Here is a 16,908-nt window from a genome sequence, read left to right as displayed (position 1 = left end):
CATGCTGGCACACGCCACCGACAAAAAACGGGCCCCGCGGGTTGGCCGCGGCGCCTGGGGGCAGCGCGTGCTTTCAGCTAGGGTGCTGATCGCGATCCCGGAGGAGGACGGCATGAGCGAATACGCGGCGACTTTTCAACTTATCGACACCGACGGGGACGGACGAATCTCCGCCGAGGAGCTCGTACGCCTGATGGAGGTGCTCGGCCGGCCGCTCACGCCGGAGGGGGCGCAGGGCGCGATCGACAAGGTCGACGCCGACCGCGACGGCCTGATCGACCTGGAGGAGTTCGGCGTCTGGCTGAGCGGGCACTGAACAGCGTCGAGCAGGCGTTGAGCAGCGTCGAGCGGGCGTTGAGCGAGCGCTGAAAGGCGACGACGAGTTCTGGGGCGCGGTGCCCGCGGGCGTCGCGAGGCTGCTGCGTCCCCGTATGGGCGACGTCGCGGACCGGATGATCGCGGAGATCCAGCGGCGGGTGCCCGAATACGCCCGCCCGGCGGACGAGGTCTACATCAAGGTCCTGCGGCTGTCGGTCAACCAGGCGCTGCGGGGGTTCCTCGAACGCATCGAGAACCCGCGGGCGCCCTGGGACCCCGAGGTCTTCAGGACGATCGGGAGGGGCGAGGCCGCCGAGGGGCGTGACCTGGAGCCCTTCCAGACCGCGATGCGGCTGGGTGCGCGGGTGGCGTGGCGGCGGCTCACCGAGCAGTCCGAGCAGCTCGGCCTCGACCCGCGGACGCTGTACGACCTGGGCGAGGCCATCTTCGTCTACCTCGACCAGCTCGCCGACGCGGCCGCGGAAGGCTTCGCCGAGGCGCGGGCGCACGCGGCCGGCGAGATGGAGCGCCGCCGCCGGCGGCTGCTCGACCTGCTGCTCACCCATCCCGCGGCCTCGCCGGAGGCCGTCGCCGACCTGGCCAGGACGGCCGGCTGGCGGCTCCCCCGCACGGTCGCCGGGGTGGCCCTGGAGGAACGCGACGGCGGTTCCCCCCTGCCGGTGCTGCCGCCGGACGTGCTGGCCGGGCTCGACCGCGACGTCCCGTGCCTCGTCGTGCCGGATCCCGGCGGCCCCGGCCGGGTGCAGGCGCTGGAGAGCGCCCTGCGCGGCTGGCGGGCCGCGGTCGGCCCCGCCGTGCCGCTCGCCGCCGCCGCGAACTCGCTCGGCTGGGCCCGGGAGGCCCTCGACCTCGGCACCCGCGGCGTCCTGCCCCGGCGGGGACTGCTGCGCTGCGCCGACCACATGGCCGCGCTGGTCGTCTTCAAGGACGAGGACCTGGTGGCCGCCCTGGCGGAGGTGCGCCTCGCGCCCCTCGCCCACCTGCGCCAGACCCAGCAGGACCGCCTGGCCGAGACCCTGCTCGCCTGGCTGCGTCACGGCCGGGGCGTCGCCGAGGTCGCCGCGGCGCTCCACGTCCACCCGCAGACCGTGCGGTATCGCCTGCGCCAGATCGAGCAGCTGTACGGCGACGCGCTCGCCGACCCCGACGTCCGGTTCGAGCTGGAGATCGTCCTGCGCGCCCGGCAGGCCCGTCAGAACCGGCTCGGCCCCGCCTGACACTAGGGCGTGGTGCCGCCGCTGGTCCGCAGTCCCCGGGCCGGCGGCCGCTCGTGCAGGCCGAACCGGGCATCCGGCTCCCGCGCGCCGTCGAGGATCTCCGCCACGTACGCCGCGAGGGCGGGGGCGTGCTTGAAGCCGTGCCCGGACTCGCCGCCGAGCAGCCAGACGCCGTCCTCGATCTCGGCGATGATCCACTCGGCGTCGCTGGTCAGCGCGTACTGGCAGACCTGGCTGAACACCACCGGCGCCCCCACCAGCGAGGGAAACCGCCTGGCCAGATAGGCGCGCGCCTGCTCCTCGGTGTGGCGCAGCACCCGCCTGCCGCCGGTCTCCGGGTCGTACGGCTCACCCTCGGCGTCGCTGGTGATCTTCATCCCCACGCCGTCCAGGTCGCCGTGCCCGTACGCCGACAGGTCGTAGTCGCAGAACGCGGGCAGCGGCGGCGTGGTCCAGTCCCGGGGCACCCCGAAGTGGAAGGTGTCCTGCCGCGTCACCTGGACGTGTCCCGCCTCGTGCGGGAACAGCCACGGCAGCCACGCCCCGCACGCCCACACCACGCGGTCCGCCGTCAGCACCTCGCCGTCCGCCACGACCCCGGCCCCTCGCCCGTACGGCACGGCCCGGGCGCGGACCTGCCTGACGCCGGCCGCGCCGGCCAGGCGCGCGGTCACCTGCGTCGCCCGCCGGGCCCGCAGCACCCCGGCGTTCGGCTCCCACAGCACGAAGGCGAGGTCGTCGCCCCGCAGGCCGGGGAACCGCCGCGCCGCCTCGGCCGGATCGAGCAGCTCGCAGGGGATGTCCAGCCGCTCCAGCACCCGGGCGCTGCGCGTCTCCCAGCCGTCCGGGTCGCGGGCGAACCACATCACCCCCGACTCGACGTACAGGTCCTCGCCTGTCCTCTGCTCCAGCCTGCGCCAGGCGTCGCGGGCCTGCCAGGCCAGGCGGGGATACCAGTCGTCCGAGCCGTGGGCGCAGCGCAGCAGGCGGGTCTCCCCGGCGCTGGCCTGACGCACGTGCCCCGGCGCGTACTGCTCGACGAGCGTCACCCGCCAGCCCTCGTCGGCCAGCCGCAACGCCAGCGACGTCCCCCAGATCCCCGCCCCCACCACGATCGCCGACTTCATCCACCACTCCTTGATCGCGGACAGAACCCACATCCGACGTAGGCTACGTCCGATGTGGGTTTCGCCCACCGGCGCATCGGTGCGGCGATAATCAAAGGCATGATGGCGGCCGAATCGGCGCAGACGCTCGAACGGGGCTTACGGCTGTTGCGGTTGCTCGCCGACGCGAACCGGGGGCGCACGCCGACCGAGCTCGCCCAGGAGCTGGGCCTGAGCCGGCCGATCGTCTACCGGCTCCTGACGACCCTGCAGGCCGAGGGCTTCGCCCGGCGGGACGCGCACGGCCGCGTGCACCTGGGCTTCGGGGTGCTCGTGCTGGCCCAGGCCGTGCATCCCCTGCTGCGGGCGGCGGCGCTGCCGGCGCTGCGCGCGCTCGCGGAGCAGGCCGGGGCGACCGCCCACCTGACCGTGGCCGAGGGCGACGAGGGCCTGGCGGTCGCGGTGGTCGAGCCGTCGTGGACCGACTTCCACGTCGCCTATCGGGAGGGCTCGCGCCATCCGCTGACGCGCGGCGCCGCCGGGCTGGCGCTGCTCGCGCTGCGCGCGGGCCGCACGGATCCGCCGCTGCACACGAGCAGGGGGCACCTGCAGGAGGGCGCGCAGGGCATCGCCGCGCCGATCCCGGGCCTGCCGTGGCTGGAGGCGTCCGTCGGCGTGGTCAGCTTCGCCGACCTCGACGCGGACAAGGTGGGCCCGCTGGTCCTGGAGGCCGCCGGCCGGCTCGCGACCGCCCTGTCCGAGCCCCCGCGCTGACCGTCACCATTTCAGCAGCCGGGGCTCGGTGAAGTCGACGGCTGCCGCCAGGTCGAGACGGACAGGTGGATCTCCGCGTGGTTCATGGCCGACAGCTTGACATTCCCGGCGGCATGGCGAATCGTCGTACATATATAGGACACTGACGTCCGATTAACGGACAAGCAATCCAAAGGATGAGTAGAGGAGGCGTCATGCCGTACTACCGCGTGGTCGGGGAGGTGCCGCGCAAGCGCCACGTGCAGTTCCGCACGCCCGACGGCGGGCTGTACAAGGAGGAGCTCATGGGAGAGGAGGGCTTCTCCTCCGACTCCTCGTTGCTCTACCACCGTCACGCGCCGACCGCCATCGTCAAGGCCGAGGCCGTGGACGCGGGGGCGCCCGGCCTGGCGCCCAACCTGCCGCTGTCCCCGCGCCACTTCCGCACCCGGGAGCTGAAGCCGGACGGCGACCTGGTCTCCGGGCGCATGCTGCTCGCGGGCAACTCCGACGTCCGCATCTCGTACGCCGCGACGCGGACGCCCAGCGAGCTGTACCGCGACTCGATGGGCGACGAGTGCGTCTACATCGCGAGCGGCCGGGCCCGGTTCGAGTCGGCGTACGGCGCGCTGGACGTGACCGAGGGCGACTACGTCGTCATTCCCACCGGGACGATCCACCGATGGGTACCCGACGGCCCGGTGACCGCGCTGGTGATCGAGGCGGCCGGGCACATCAGGCCGCCGAAGCGCTACCTGTCCCAGTACGGCCAGTTCCTGGAGCACGCGCCGTACTGCGAGCGTGACCTGCGTGCGCCGGCCGAGCCGCTGCTCGTGGACGGAGAAGAGGTGCCGGTCCTGGTCAGGACGCGGGGCGGGCTGACCAGGCTGACCTACGCCCACCATCCCTTCGACGTGGTGGGCTGGGACGGCTGCCTCTACCCGTACGCCTTCAACATCCAGGACTTCGAGCCGATCGTGAAGCGCACCCACGCGCCGCCGCCGGTCCACCAGACGTTCGAGGGCCCGGGCTTCGTCATCTGCTCGTTCTGTCCCCGGCCACTGGACTTCCACCCGGAGGCCGTGCCGATCCCGTACAACCACCACAACGTGGACTCCGACGAGTTCATGTTCTACGTGGGCGGCGACTACACGGCGAGGAAGGGGTCGGGCATCGACGTCGGCTCGATCTCGCTGCACCCGGCCGGCTTCACGCACGGCCCGCAGCCGGGCGCGGTGGAGGCCGCCGTCGAGGCCGTGCGCCAGGGGCACACCGAGACGACCGAGATGGCCGTCATGATCGACACCTTCCGCCCGCTCGACCTCGGCCAGGCCGCCCTGGCGTGCGAGGACACCGACTACGCGTGGACGTGGGCGAGATGAGCTTCGGGCTCGACAACCTGCCGTACGGCGTGTTCTCCCGGCCCGGCGAGCCCCGCAGGGTCGGCGTCCGGGTCGGGGACCAGGTCCTCGACCTGGCGGCCGCCCTCGGCGGAGACCTCTACGCGGCGCCCAGCCTCAACCCGCTGCTGGCGCTGGGCCGTGCGGCCTGGCAGGAGACGCGGGCGCGGGCACGCGAGGCGGCGGCCACGGGCGACCACCTGATCCCACTGGCGGAGGTGACCCTGCACCTGCCGGTCGAGGTGGCCGACTACGTGGACTTCTACGCCTCGCTGGAGCACGCGTCGAACCTCGGCCGGATGTTCCGGCCGGACGACGAGCCGCTGAAGCAGAACTGGCGGCACCTGCCCGTCGGCTACCACGGGCGGGCGGGCACCGTCGTCGTCTCGGGGACGCCGATCAGGCGGCCGTGCGGGCAGCGGCCGTCGTTCGGCCCGTCTCAGAGGCTCGACATCGAGGCGGAGGTCGGCTTCGTCGTCGGGGTGCCGACGCGGCTCGGCGAGCGCGCGGGCGCGTTCGAGGACCACGTCTTCGGGGTGGCGCTCGTCAACGACTGGAGCGCCCGCGACATCCAGGCGTGGGAGTACGTCCCGCTCGGGCCGTTCCTGGGCAAGTCGTTCGCCACCTCGATGTCCGCGTGGATCACGCCGCTCGACGCGCTGGAGGAGGCCAGGGTCGAGGGCCGGTCGCAGGACCCCGAGCCCCTGCCCTACCTCGCCAGGCAGGCGCCCTGGGGGCTCGACCTCACGCTGCGCGTCGACCTCAACGGCGAGACGGTCTCGACGCCGTCGTTCCGCGACATGTACTGGACACCCGACCAGATGCTCGCCCACATGACCGTGAACGGCGCCCGTCTGCGCACCGGCGACCTGTTCGCGAGCGGGACGGTCTCGTCGGTCGGGCAGCCGGGCTCGCTCATCGAGCTGACCTGGAACGGCGCGGAGCCGGTCAAGCTACCCAACGAGACCCGCACCTTCCTGGAGGACGGCGACACCGTCACGATCAGCGCGTGGACTTCGCACGGGATCAGCCTCGGCGAGGTCTCGGGGAAGATCCTTCCGGCGACTTAGCGTGTTCTTGTTGTCACCCATCGCTATCTTGGGTGTCCGTGAAGCCACGCACCCCGCCTCCCGCCGCCCGCGCCCTGCTCGCGGTGCTGCTCGTGGCCTGTCCCGCGCTTGCCGCGGGCTGCGCCGTACGGGTGCCGCCCGCGCCGCGCATCACGATCGCCCCGGCCTCCGGTGCGGTGGCGGTCGCGCCGGAGGCGGGGCTGGTCGTCAGGGCGGAGGGCGGCAGGCTGACCAGCGTGCTGGCGTTCGCGGGGCGCGAGCCGGTGCCCGGCGCCTTCGACCCGGCCCGCACCGTCTGGCGGTCGTCGTGGACGCTGCGCCCCGGCACGCAGTATGTCGTCAACGCCGTCGCGACCGGGCCCCAGAATGTCACCGCCCAGGTCGCGGGCCGGTTCCGCACGCTCACCCCGCGCCGTGAGCTCGCCGTCGCCTCGGTCGTCCCGTACGACGGGGAGACCGTCGGGATCGGCATGCCGATCATCGTGACGTTCACCAGACCCGTCGAGGACCGCGCGGCGGTCGAGCGGGCCTTGGAGGTCCGGGGCCCGGCCGAGGGCGCCTGGCACTGGGCGAGCTCCACCCAGGTCGTCTACCGGCCGCGGAAGATGTGGCCGGCCGGCGGCGACGTGCGCTTCATCGCCCATCTCGCCGGCGTCCGCGCCGCCCCCGGCACGTACGGCGCAGCCGACCGGAGCGTGGCCTTCACCGTGGGGCGGGCCATGGTCAGCACGGTCGACACCCGCACCCACCAGATGGTGGTGCGGCAGGACGGCAGGGTGGCCCGGCGCATGCCGATCAGCGCCGGCATGGCGACCACCAGGGAGTACACGACCACGAGCGGGATCCACCTGACGATGGACAAGGGCAACCCCGTCCGCATGGTCTCGCCGGGCCGCCGCAAGGGCGACCCCGGCTACTACGACAAGCTCATCGACCACGCTGTACGGATCTCCAACAGCGGCGAGTACGTCCACTCGCTGGACAACCTGTGGGCGCAGGGCCGGGTCAACGTCAGCCACGGCTGCGTGAACGTCCGCCCCGACCAGGCGCGATGGTTCTACGAGCACGCGTTGCGCGGCGATCCCGTCATCGTCACCGGCACAGCTCGCGAACTGGAGTGGAACAACGGCTGGGGCTACTGGCAGCTCTCCTGGCCCCGGTGGCTGGCCGGCAGCGCCCTCCGGAACGACGCCGCCGAGACCCCTTCCGGCGCCTCTTGACAGACGTGGTCGCGTTCGAGTCAGCGGCCTGCATTACGGTCGAGTCATGGCAGTAACGATCGATCTGGCCCTCTACTGTGAGAACGCGCGGCTTCTCGCCGAGTTCTGGAAGACGGCGCTCGGCTACGTCGACGAGATCCCGGCGGCCCGGTACGCGACCGGTGAGGAGTCGTCGGCGCGGTTCGACGTGTCGGCCGGCGGCGCCGAGGACGAGGGGGCCTTGCTGTGCGACCCCGAGGGGGTCGGACCCCGGCTTTCCATCCTCCCGGTCCCGGAGCGGAAGACGGCGGAGAACCGGCTCCACATCGACGTCCGGGTGCCGGGAGACGGCACGGCCGCCGACCGGTGGGAGCGGATCAGGGCGGAGGCCGCCCGGCTGGTCCGCGCGGGCGGCACGCTCCTGGAGGCGTTCGACGACCACATCCTGATGGCCGACCCGGAGGGCAACGAGTTCCGCGTCACCGCGTCCCCTGCGTGAAACCCGGCCTGAGACTCGGCTCTCGGAGACCGCGGCCGTACGGGTTAGGTTTGAGGAGGAGGAACCGGACCCGAGCGGTTTTCGTTCATTGCTATGGAGGCGGCAATGGACTCCTGGATCGTATGGCTCATCCTGGCGGCTGTGCTGGGCGTGGCGGAGATCTTCACGCTGACCGCGGCGTTGGGGCTGCTGTCCGTCGCGGCCCTGCTCACCACCGTGGTCGCGGCCGTCGGGCTGCCGCCCGCGCTCCAGCTGGCCGTGTTCGTCATCGCCTCCGCCGCCGGCCTCGCCGGGGTGCGCCCGATCGCGCTCCGGCACATCAAGCAGCCGCCGCCGAAGCGCTTCGGGGTGTCCGCGCTCGTCGGCAAGTCCGCGTACGTGACCAAAGAGGTCACCGGCAGGGACGGCCGGGTGCGGATCGGCGGCGAGGAGTGGTCGGCCCGTGCCTACGACGAGACGCTCGTGATCCCGCCGGGGGCCACGGTCGACGTCATAGAGATCGAGGGCGCCACCGCCCTTGTCTATCCCCGGGAGTGAGCAATGGACGCAGCAGTGATCGCCGGAATCGTCATCGCGTTCGTCGCGATCCTGACGGTGCTGCGGGCGATCCGGATCGTGCCGCAGGCCAGAGCCGGCAACGTCGAGCGCCTGGGCAGGTACTACCGCACGCTGGGGCCCGGCCTGAACTTCGTCATCCCGTTCATCGACCGGGTCCGCCCGCTGCTGGACCTGCGTGAGCAGGTGGTGTCGTTCAAGCCGCAGCCGGTCATCACCGAGGACAACCTCGTGGTGGACATCGACACGGTGCTGTATTTCCAGGTCACCGATCCCCGGGCGGCGGAGTACGAGATCGCCAACTTCATCCAGGGCGTCGAGCAGCTCACCGTGACGACGCTGCGCAACGTGGTCGGCGGCATGGACCTGGAGAAGACGCTCACCTCCCGTGACATGATCAACAGTCAGCTGCGCGGCGTGCTCGACGAGGCCACCGGAAAGTGGGGCATCCGGGTCAACCGGGTCGAGATCAAGGCGATCGACCCGCCGAAGACCATCAAGGACGCGATGGAGAAGCAGATGCGCGCCGAGCGGGACAAGCGCGCGGCGATTCTCACGGCCGAGGGCCAGCGGCAGTCGCAGATCCTCACGGCCGAAGGTGAGAAGCAGAGCGCCATCCTGCGCGCCGAGGGCGAGCGCACCTCGCAGATCCTCAAGGCCCAGGGTCAGTCGCAGGCGATCGACGAGGTGTTCCAGGCCGTGCACCGCAACGACCCCGACCCCAAGCTGCTCGCCTACCAGTACCTCCAGGTGCTGCCCCAGCTCGCCCAGGGCCAGGGCAACACGATGTGGGTGATCCCGAGCGAGGTCACCTCCGCGCTCAACACGTTGTCGAAGGCGTTCACCGAGTCGCTGCCGGCGAGCCGGGCCACCGGGGCGGACGGCAGGCACGAGCGGAGCATCGCGGGCAGCGAGGCGGTCGCCGAGGCCGAGCGCGCCGCCGCCGAGGCCAGGGCGGCGGCCGAGGACAGCGAGCTGGGACCGCGCCAGTTCGAAGCCCGCCGTCCCGCCCTCGGCGCGGACGGGGTCTCCAACCCCGACCCGGCCCACGCGGTGCGCCCGGACGAGCGGCAGTAGCTCCCGGATCAGACCATGGCCAGGTAGGCGGCGAGCTCGTCGGCCGAGGAGGTGGAGATCCCGACGTACCCGTCCGGGCGGATCAGGGTGTGCCGCTCGCCGCCGTACGGCTCGGCCGGCGCGTACGCGCGCACCTCGGGACCCCCGCCGACGCGCGGAGGCGGGTCGGCGGACAGCAGGGTGAAGTGCGGGCCCCGCAGCAGGTCGAACATGCGGGCCCGCGTCCCGTCCGCCAGCGGGAGCGGGCCGTCGGGCACCCGGTCGCCGCCGCGCCGGGCGAGCGAGCCGCCCCGGTAGCTCAGCGAGAGCTGGTAGGTCTCCTCCCCGCGCTTGTAGGACTTCTTGTCGGCGAGATCCACGCTGAGCCCGAGCACCCGGGCGGCGACGGGCCTGCGCTCCTCCTCGTAGGTGTCCAGCAGCGTCTCCGGCGCCCCGGCGAGCACGCGAGCCAGCTTCCAGCCCAGGTTGTAGGCGTCCTGGACGCCGGTGTTGAGCCCCTGCCCGCCCGCCGGCGGGTGCACGTGCACGGCGTCCCCGGCCAGGAAGACCCGGCCGGAGCGGTAGCGGTCGGCGAGGCGGATGTTCACCCGGTAGAGGGAGGACCACAGCAGCTCCGTCAGGCGCACCCGGCGCAGCATGGACCTCTCGGCGAAGATCCGCTGATACCCGGACAACGTCTGCTCCGGGGTGACCCCCGGCTTCAGCGAGGCGAGCATCTGGAAGGTGTCGGTGCCTGCCATCGGGTAGAGCGCCACCATCCCCCGGCCCGGCCGCACCCAGACGTGGATGTGGTCGCGGCCGAGCCCCTCGACCCGCACGTCGCCGAGGGCCATCCGCTCCTCCTCGCGGGTCTCGCCGGTGAAGCCGATGCCGAGGGCCTTGCGCACCGGGCTCCTGCCGCCGTCCGCCGCGACCAGGTAACGCGCCCGCAGGGTCTCTCCCGTGCCGAGCCGGGCGGTCACCCCGTCCGCGTCCTGCTCGAAGCCGGTCAGCGCGCCGCCCTGTACCTTCCCGCCCAGCTCGGCCAGGCGCTCGCGCAGCACCGCCTCGGTGCGCCACTGCGGGTGCATCAGCACCGCCGGGTACGGCACCGCGTCCGTGGCCACGGCGGGCCCGTGCATGCGGGCCTGCCAGATCGGCACCCTGCCGATCCTGACCCGCAGCGGCGGGTAGGGCGTCGCCGCCGCCAGGATCGGGCCGATCACTCCGAGGTCGTCGAAGACCTCCTGCGTACGCGGTTGCAGGCCCTTGCCCTTGGAGCCGGCCGCGGGCTCGGGCGCCTGGTCGACGATGCGGCAGGCGACGCCCCGGCGGGCCAGGTCCACGGCCAGGGTGAGCCCGGTCGGGCCGGCTCCGACAACAAGTACGTCCGTGGTCTCATGCATGTCCCGACCGTGACAGGCCGCTCTGCCAGACCGCTGTCAGACGCCTGCCATGCCCTGTCACCGCCCGTACGGCACGAACGGCTGGGCGACGTCCAGCAGGAAGAGGGCCAGGCCCGCCAGCGCGAAATAGCGCAGTTTGGGCTGTTCGGCGCTCGTCCGCCGCCACACCATCACCAGGCCTGCCGCCAGGGCGCCCGCCAACGCCATGTGAGCGACGTACCACACCGGGAGCGGCACCTTCGCCAGGATCGTGCCGGAGAACAGATCGTCGGGCAGCGCGTAACCGGTGACCACGGCCAGCGCGCCCGCCCCCAGCAGCGCCGCCCCGGCCGACAGCCGGCGGAACACCCCGGCCACCAGGCGCACGACGAGCAGCAGCAGGAAGAGCCACGACGACGAGTGGTGCACCTGCCGCACGTAGAGCCCGCGGGGCTGGTCGAAGCTGAGCCGCAACTCCGAGGCGTACGCCTCGCTCATCACGACCCCGCGCAACGGCTCGTACGGGCCGTCGTAGACGGCGGGCCCGCTGTGCGGAACGTAGAAGTACGCGAGGTAGGCGCCGCTGAGCACGACGACCGCGAAGCAGGAGACGAGCGCGGCGGTCGTCAGCGTCTTGAACAGCCTCATTCGGCATAGTCCACCACGAATCCCACCCCTTGATCACCGACTTCCGGGATTAGGAGGCAGCACGGGTGATGCGGTCGGCGAACCGGGCGTAGCGGGAGAGTTCGTCCCTCGTGGGGGCGATGATCAGGTCGGCGGCGACCTGTTCGATGCCGGTGCGCAACGCCTTGGCGGCTCTGCGCGCCCTGCGCCGCCCCCCGGCCCAGGCGAACACCCGGCACACCAACGCGATCAGCAGCCCGGCCAGCGCGCCGCCCAGCAGGAGCACGGTCGGCCACGGCGCCCGGCCGACCGTGGGGGTGGGAAGCCCGGGCAGCATGAGGTAGTCCAGCGCGAAGCGCACGAGCAGCCAGATCGCGCCCGCGGCCATCGCGGCGACGGTCAGCCACTGCGCCGTCCCCGCCACCCGCCACCACCGAGGGGCGCTGGAGACGCCGCCCGAGGTGGCCGAGGCGACCGTGCGGTCCAGCGCGTCCGTCAGCTCCCGCGACCGCGAGCGCGCCGCGTGCCGTACGGCCGTGGCCCACGGCTCGGGCACGGTCGCCGAGGCGGCGGCTCCGACGTCGCGCAGGGCGGTGTCCACGGCCGAGACCTCCACGGCGGTGGCCGCGGGCAGCGAGGAACGGGCTCCCTTGGCCAGGTGGAGACGGCGCAGCGGATCGGGCCGCAGCCTGCGCAGCCAGCGCGTCACCGGCCAGCCCGTCGCGGCGATCGAGCGGTGCCGGTGCGACTTCGCGACCGCCTCGACCACGACGGGCACCCCGGCCGCCTGTGCCAGCGCCCGCGTCAGAGCCCTGCTCACGGCGACCTCCGGCACCGCCACCTGTCCCGGCGCGGGCGAGGGCAGGGCGTTCGGCGGCGGGGCGTCCGGCGGCAGGGTGTCCGGGAGCCGGGTGTCCGGGAGCCGGGTGTCCGGGAGCCGGGTGTCCACCCAGAGCGTGGCGGCGGCCGCGGCCACGTCGGCGGCGAGCCGGGACGACCAGGCGCGGCGGCGGGACACCTGACGGTCGAGCAGCGCCCGCAGTTCGGGGACGCCCTCACCGGTGCGGGCGGAGACCCCGAGCACCGGCACCCCTTCGAGCCCGTCGGCCGCCAGCAGGCCGCGCAGGTCGTCCAGACAGCGCTTGACCGACCGCTCCGGCAGCCGGTCCACCTGGTTGAGCACGACGACCATGACGTCCCGGTGCCGGGCGAGCGGGCGCAGGTAGCGCTCGTGCACGGCCGCGTCGGCGTACTTCTGCGGGTCGAGCACCCAGACCAGCAGGTCCACCACGGCGACCAGGCGGTCGACCTCCCTGCGGTGGGACAGCTCGATGGAGTCGTGGTCGGGCAGGTCCAGCAAGATCAGCCCAGACGCGTCGCCCTCGACCGTGTGACGCCGCGGGACGTCGAGCCAGTCGAGCAGCGGCCCCGAGCCGTCCGGGCCCCACAGGGCCGCCTGCGCCTTGGCGGTCGTCGGCCGGGTCACTCCCACAGTGGCCAGATCGGTCCCGGACAGGGCGTTGAACAGCGACGACTTGCCGCTGCCCGTCGCCCCGGCGAGGGCGACCGCGGTGTGGCCCACCGACAGGCCCCGCCGCACGCCGGCCCGGGCGACCACGGCGCGGGCGTGGTCCACGGCCTCCTGACCGAGCCGGTCCTCCGCGAGGTCGGCGGCCTCCGCGAGCGCCTCCAGGCGGTCGTCCAGCGACACCTCCGCCTTCCCGCGCGGGAGCTTCAAAGGACGCCCCTCTCCTGTACGGCCTTGGCGGCCTCCCGCAGCCGGGCCGCCGTCTCCGGAGCCGGGCCCAGCCCCTCCACCAGGGAGGTGAAGCGGGAGCGCTCCTCGTCGAGCAGCGCGCGGACGCGCCGCCGCAGGTCCTCGCGCGCCTCCTGGGTCAGCGTGCGCACGGCCTGGTCGCCGAAGACGGCTTCGAGCAGCTTCTGGCTGAGCACGCCGGTGCCGCCGGCGATGCCCAGCTCGATGCCGGTGATCCCGCCGGTCGTGGAGAACACCGCCAGCATGATCAGCACGCCGAGGCTGTTCACGCCGAACGACGCCGCCCGGGCGAGCGTGCGCCGGTCGGCGCCCTCGGAGCGGACGAGGTCGAGCACGTGCCCCTGCCAGTCGCGTACGGCCGCGCCAGCCCGGCCGGGCAGATCGGCGGACGCGCGGCCGAGCCGCCCGGAGACGGCGACGCCGGACTTCTCCAGCAGGTCGCGCCCGGCGGGAAGGGCCAGCCACGCCTCGACGGCCCGCTCGGCGGCGGCGTCGGCGGTGGCGCGGATCAGCGACTCCACCCCGCTCTCCAGGGCGACCCGCAGCTCCCTGTCGGGCGCCGGACGGCCTCTGAAGGCGGCGGCGAGGCGGTCGCGCAGCCAGCCGATGCGGGACTCCAGGGCCCGCATGAGGTCGCCGGTGCCCACGAAGTCCTGCCAGCGGGCCAGCACCTCCCCGCGCAGCAGCCTGCCGTCGCGCATCCCCTCGTCGAACGCCGACATCGCCACGTCGTACGCCCTGCCCGCGATGTCACGCAGCTCGGCGATCCCCGCCCGCTGACGCTCCACCCGGTCGGCCAGGTCGGGCACCCGGGTGCCGAGGCTGTCCAGTGCGCCGGTCAGGGTCCGCCGTACGACCTCGGCCCGCGCCCTGGCGTCCACGGACAGGTCGGCGAGCCAGGTCGCGATCGGCTGCACGACGGGGGCGGGCAGCCGGGCGCGCTCCGACGGCAGCTCCAGCTCGGCGACGGTGAACAGCGGGGTGCCGCCCAGGCCGTTCTCCTCAAGCAGCCGGGTCAGGTCGGCGGCCACGGGCTCGCGTGCCTCGGCCGGGACCCGCTGCAGGATCACCGCGAGCGCCGTGCTCCGCTCCCGGGCCAGGCGCAGGAAGCTCCACGGCACCTCGTCGGCGTACCGCGCGGCGGTCGTGACGAACAGCCACAGGTCGGCCGCGGCGAGCAGCTGCGCGGCCAGCTCGCGGTTGGCCGTGACGACCGAGTCGATGTCGGGGGCGTCGAGCAGCGCCAGCCCGGGGGGCAGGGCGTCCACCGGGGCGATCCGCAGGGTGCCGGGCTCGCCGCGTCCCCCGCCGGCCGCCCCGCCCGTCACCCTGGCCAGCCCGGGCAGGACGGTGGTGGAGGTGAACCAGGCGGCGTCGGCGGGGTTGCAGACCAGAGTCGGCGCGAGCGTGGTGGGCCGCAGCACCCCGGGCTCGGTCACGATCGCGCCGGCCAGCGAGTTGACCAGGGTGGACTTGCCCGCCCCGGTGGAACCGCCTACCACGGCGAGCAGCGGCGCGTCGATGGCGGCCAGGCGGGGCAGCAGGTAGTCGTCGAGCTGCCCGCGCAGCTCCCCCAGGACACGCCGGTCGGCCGCGGCGTCCCCGATCTCCAGGGGGAACAGGTCCTGATCGAGGTGACGCCGCACGCTGTCCAGGGCGGCCCGCAGCCTGTCGTTCCCCGCCATACCCCCGACCTTCCCTGTGGAAGGCCGCCGAATCAGGGGCCGGGCGGGACCGAGACGCGGACGGCTCAGGCGCCGGGCGCGGCGGCGGGCGTGGGCGCGGGCAACACCACCTCGCGCTTCCTGGCGACGGCCGCCGGGTCAGAGGCCGGGCGGGACCGAGACGCGGACGGCTCAGGCGCCGGGCGCGGCGGCGGGCGTGGGCGCGGGCAGCAGCACCTTGCACTTGTCGTACGCCTTGGCCACCTTGGGGTCCGCCGTGGCCGGATCGCGCACGCGCCCGTCGGCCGGCAGCTCGGCGCCGTTGTCCTTCATGCAGGTGCGGAACGCCTGCATGGCCTGCGGATCGACGCCGCGCCGGCCGCCGAACCCGCCCCGGCCGCCTTGCGGCATGAGCGAGCGGCACGCCTCGAACGCCTTGCTCGTCGCGGGGTCCATCGACCTGAACCCGCCGAAGCCTCCGCCGGGCCGGTCGCTCGGCCACGCGCTGGGCCTGCCGCTGGGCCGGTCGGCCGGCCGTCCGCTCGGCATTCCGGAAGGACGCCCGGTCGGCAGCGTGACGCCGTTCTCACGCAGGCACTCGGTGAACGCGGCCCTGGGGTCGGCGCTCGAACCGCCGCCGGCGGCCTGCGTGGTGGTCGTGGCGGCGGTGTCGTCACCGCCGCCGCAGCCGGTCACCGCGACCGTCAGGGCCGCCGCCGCGACCACGATGGACAGGTATCGCAAAGGGATCACCCTAACCTTTCTTCGGAGGCCTCTCTTCGCGGAGCCTCTGTTCGGGGAGGGCTCGCCGGGAGGCGGACGCGGAACACCGCGCCGCGGCCGGGCTCGCTGTCGGCCGTGATGGTGCCGCCGTGGGCCTGGACGAGAGCGGCGGCGATGGACAGCCCGAGCCCCGTGCCGCCGGAGTCCGACCGGCTGCGCGAAGGATCGGCGCGATAGAACCGTTCGAAGACGCGCTCGGCGTCGCCGGGAGCCAGGCCGGGCCCGTCGTCGGCCACCTCGATCAGGGCCTGCGATCCGGGCACGATCCCCACGCCGACGCGGAAGGCGGTGCCCGCGGGGGTGTGCCGCAGGGCGTTGCTGACGAGGTTGCCGACGACCTGGCGCAGCCGCGCCTCGTCGCCGAGCACCCGCACCGGCTCGTCCGAGCCGTCCAGCCGCAGCAGGTCGATCTCCCGGTCAGGCGCGAGGGTCTGCGCGTCGAGCACCGCCCCCGCCGCGAGGCTGAGCACGTCGACCGGGCGGCGTTCGAGGGGGCGCTGCTGGTCGAGCCGGGCGAGCAGCAGCAGGTCGTCCACGAGCAGGCCCATCCGTACGGCCTGGTCCTCGATGCGGCGCAGCAGCAGGACGGGGTCCTGCGAACTCTGCTGCCGGTACAGCTCGGCGAAGCCGCGGATCGAGGTGAGCGGGGTGCGCAGCTCGTGGGAGGCGTCGGCCATGAACCGGCGCATCCGCTCCTGCGACGCCTCCCGTTCCCGGAACGCCGTCTCGATCTGCGTGAGCATGCCGTTGATGGACCGGCCGAGACGGCCCATCTCCGTGCGCCGGTGCCGGAGCGGGACGCGCCGCGACAGGTCTCCGGCCGCGATCGCCTCCGCCGTCCGTTCGATCTCCCCCAGTGGTCGCAGGCTGCGCCGTACGAGCCAGTAGCAGGCGATCCCGAGTGCGGCGAGCACCGCGAGGCCGACACCGGAGACGATCAGCACCAGCTGGGAGACCGTGCCGTCGATGTCGGCCAGGCTGATGGCCGCGACGCGGAAGCGGGTGCCGTCCTCCTCGCGTACGGCTATCGCCCGCCACAGCGCTCCCGAGGGGCCCTCGACCGTGAACAGCCACTGCCTGCGGTCCTGCCGGGGCCTGGGCAGCGCGGGCAGCGGATCGGCGTTCGGCGGCTCCTGGACGGTGCGGACGACGGCGCCGTTCCGGTCGAGCAGGACGATGTAGAACGAGCCGAACTGCCGCGGCGGCCGGGACGCGCCACCCGTGACCTGGGACGGAGGCGGTTCCGCCGGGCGCCGGGCGACGGCCGTGAGCTGCCCGTCGACCCGGTCCACCAGGTAGCCCCGCAGGAGCTGTACGGCGAAGCCGCCGGTCAGCGCGATCGCGAGCGCCACGAGCAGCAGCGTCCCCGCGACGAGCCGCAGCCAGAGCGGGGTCCTCGCGGCCCGCCGCCGCAGCTCGCGGACGCTCAGCAGGCGCGGCACCCGGCCGGCGCGCGGCAGGCGGGGCCACCGGCGGGC

Annotated in this window: 16 protein-coding genes; 9 read left to right on the top strand and 7 right to left on the bottom strand. The window is 73.7% G+C overall.

Going from position 1 to position 16,908, the window contains the following annotated elements; all coding sequences use genetic code 11:
• Window position 1: 1 nt before the first annotated feature.
• Together ABZ857_RS25670 and ABZ857_RS25665 are read left to right on the top strand one after the other, a co-directional pair.
• Complete coding sequence (locus tag ABZ857_RS25670) at window positions 2-316, top strand: EF-hand domain-containing protein (RefSeq protein WP_357046962.1); 315 nt, start codon at window positions 2-4, stop codon at window positions 314-316.
• A gap of 115 nt (window positions 317-431) precedes the next feature.
• Window positions 432-1,556, top strand: a complete 1,125-nt coding sequence (locus tag ABZ857_RS25665; protein WP_357046960.1) for a helix-turn-helix domain-containing protein — start codon at window positions 432-434, stop codon at window positions 1,554-1,556.
• A 2-nt stretch (window positions 1,557-1,558) separates the two neighbouring features.
• Here ABZ857_RS25665 and ABZ857_RS25660 read toward each other — a convergent pair whose 3' ends face one another.
• Entirely contained in the window at window positions 1,559-2,716 is a 1,158-nt protein-coding gene (locus ABZ857_RS25660) for an FAD-dependent oxidoreductase (protein ID WP_357046958.1), read from the bottom strand.
• A gap of 66 nt (window positions 2,717-2,782) precedes the next feature.
• Between ABZ857_RS25660 and ABZ857_RS25655 the strand changes: the two genes are divergently transcribed.
• From ABZ857_RS25655 to ABZ857_RS25625, 7 genes are all read left to right on the top strand, one after another.
• Window positions 2,783-3,436 carry a helix-turn-helix domain-containing protein gene (locus tag ABZ857_RS25655; protein ID WP_357046956.1) on the top strand — a complete coding sequence of 218 codons (654 nt, stop codon included), beginning with the start codon at window positions 2,783-2,785 and terminating at the stop codon, window positions 3,434-3,436.
• A 194-nt stretch (window positions 3,437-3,630) separates the two neighbouring features.
• Window positions 3,631-4,797 carry a homogentisate 1,2-dioxygenase domain-containing protein gene (locus tag ABZ857_RS25650; RefSeq protein WP_357046954.1) on the top strand — a complete coding sequence of 389 codons (1,167 nt, stop codon included), beginning with the start codon at window positions 3,631-3,633 and terminating at the stop codon, window positions 4,795-4,797.
• Window positions 4,794-5,885 (top strand): fumarylacetoacetase, encoded by a 1,092-nt coding sequence (gene fahA / locus ABZ857_RS25645; protein ID WP_357047122.1) that lies wholly within the window; start codon window positions 4,794-4,796, stop codon window positions 5,883-5,885. The genes ABZ857_RS25650 and fahA overlap by 4 nt, the downstream gene beginning before the upstream one ends.
• Window positions 5,886-5,923: 38 nt before the next feature.
• Window positions 5,924-7,105 carry an Ig-like domain-containing protein gene (locus tag ABZ857_RS25640; protein ID WP_357046952.1) on the top strand — a complete coding sequence of 394 codons (1,182 nt, stop codon included), beginning with the start codon at window positions 5,924-5,926 and terminating at the stop codon, window positions 7,103-7,105.
• A gap of 46 nt (window positions 7,106-7,151) precedes the next feature.
• Window positions 7,152-7,583, top strand: a complete 432-nt coding sequence (locus tag ABZ857_RS25635; RefSeq protein ID WP_357046950.1) for a VOC family protein — start codon at window positions 7,152-7,154, stop codon at window positions 7,581-7,583.
• A 105-nt stretch (window positions 7,584-7,688) separates the two neighbouring features.
• Window positions 7,689-8,120, top strand: a complete 432-nt coding sequence (locus tag ABZ857_RS25630) for an NfeD family protein (RefSeq protein WP_357046948.1) — start codon at window positions 7,689-7,691, stop codon at window positions 8,118-8,120.
• Window positions 8,121-8,123: 3 nt separating this feature from the next.
• Window positions 8,124-9,215: an SPFH domain-containing protein gene (locus ABZ857_RS25625; protein WP_357046946.1), complete on the top strand. Its 1,092-nt coding sequence runs from the start codon at window positions 8,124-8,126 to the stop codon at window positions 9,213-9,215.
• Window positions 9,216-9,223: 8 nt separating this feature from the next.
• On the opposite strand, the gene ABZ857_RS25620 is transcribed toward ABZ857_RS25625, so the two are convergent.
• The 6 genes from ABZ857_RS25620 to ABZ857_RS25595 form a co-directional block, all read right to left on the bottom strand.
• Entirely contained in the window at window positions 9,224-10,600 is a 1,377-nt protein-coding gene (locus ABZ857_RS25620) for an FAD-dependent oxidoreductase (protein WP_357046944.1), read from the bottom strand.
• A 57-nt stretch (window positions 10,601-10,657) separates the two neighbouring features.
• Entirely contained in the window at window positions 10,658-11,227 is a 570-nt protein-coding gene (locus tag ABZ857_RS25615; RefSeq protein ID WP_357046942.1) for a hypothetical protein, read from the bottom strand.
• Between the two features lie 49 nt (window positions 11,228-11,276).
• Window positions 11,277-12,944 carry a YfjP family GTPase gene (locus ABZ857_RS25610; protein WP_357046940.1) on the bottom strand — a complete coding sequence of 556 codons (1,668 nt, stop codon included), beginning with the start codon at window positions 12,942-12,944 and terminating at the stop codon, window positions 11,277-11,279.
• The gene (locus ABZ857_RS25605; protein ID WP_357046938.1) at window positions 12,941-14,668 is read right to left on the bottom strand and encodes a GTPase domain-containing protein; all 1,728 of its coding nucleotides are present in this window, start codon (window positions 14,666-14,668) and stop codon (window positions 12,941-12,943) included. The genes ABZ857_RS25610 and ABZ857_RS25605 overlap by 4 nt, the downstream gene beginning before the upstream one ends.
• Window positions 14,669-14,839: 171 nt before the next feature.
• The gene (locus ABZ857_RS25600) at window positions 14,840-15,400 is read right to left on the bottom strand and encodes a hypothetical protein (RefSeq protein WP_357046936.1); all 561 of its coding nucleotides are present in this window, start codon (window positions 15,398-15,400) and stop codon (window positions 14,840-14,842) included.
• Window positions 15,397-16,872: a HAMP domain-containing sensor histidine kinase gene (locus ABZ857_RS25595; RefSeq protein WP_357046934.1), complete on the bottom strand. Its 1,476-nt coding sequence runs from the start codon at window positions 16,870-16,872 to the stop codon at window positions 15,397-15,399. The genes ABZ857_RS25600 and ABZ857_RS25595 overlap by 4 nt, the downstream gene beginning before the upstream one ends.
• Window positions 16,873-16,908: the final 36 nt, after the last annotated feature.

It is taken from the genome of Microbispora sp. NPDC046933, assembly GCF_040644635.1.
Classification (GTDB): Bacteria; Actinomycetota; Actinomycetes; order Streptosporangiales; family Streptosporangiaceae; genus Microbispora.
This window is presented reverse-complemented; position numbering and strand designations above follow the sequence as displayed.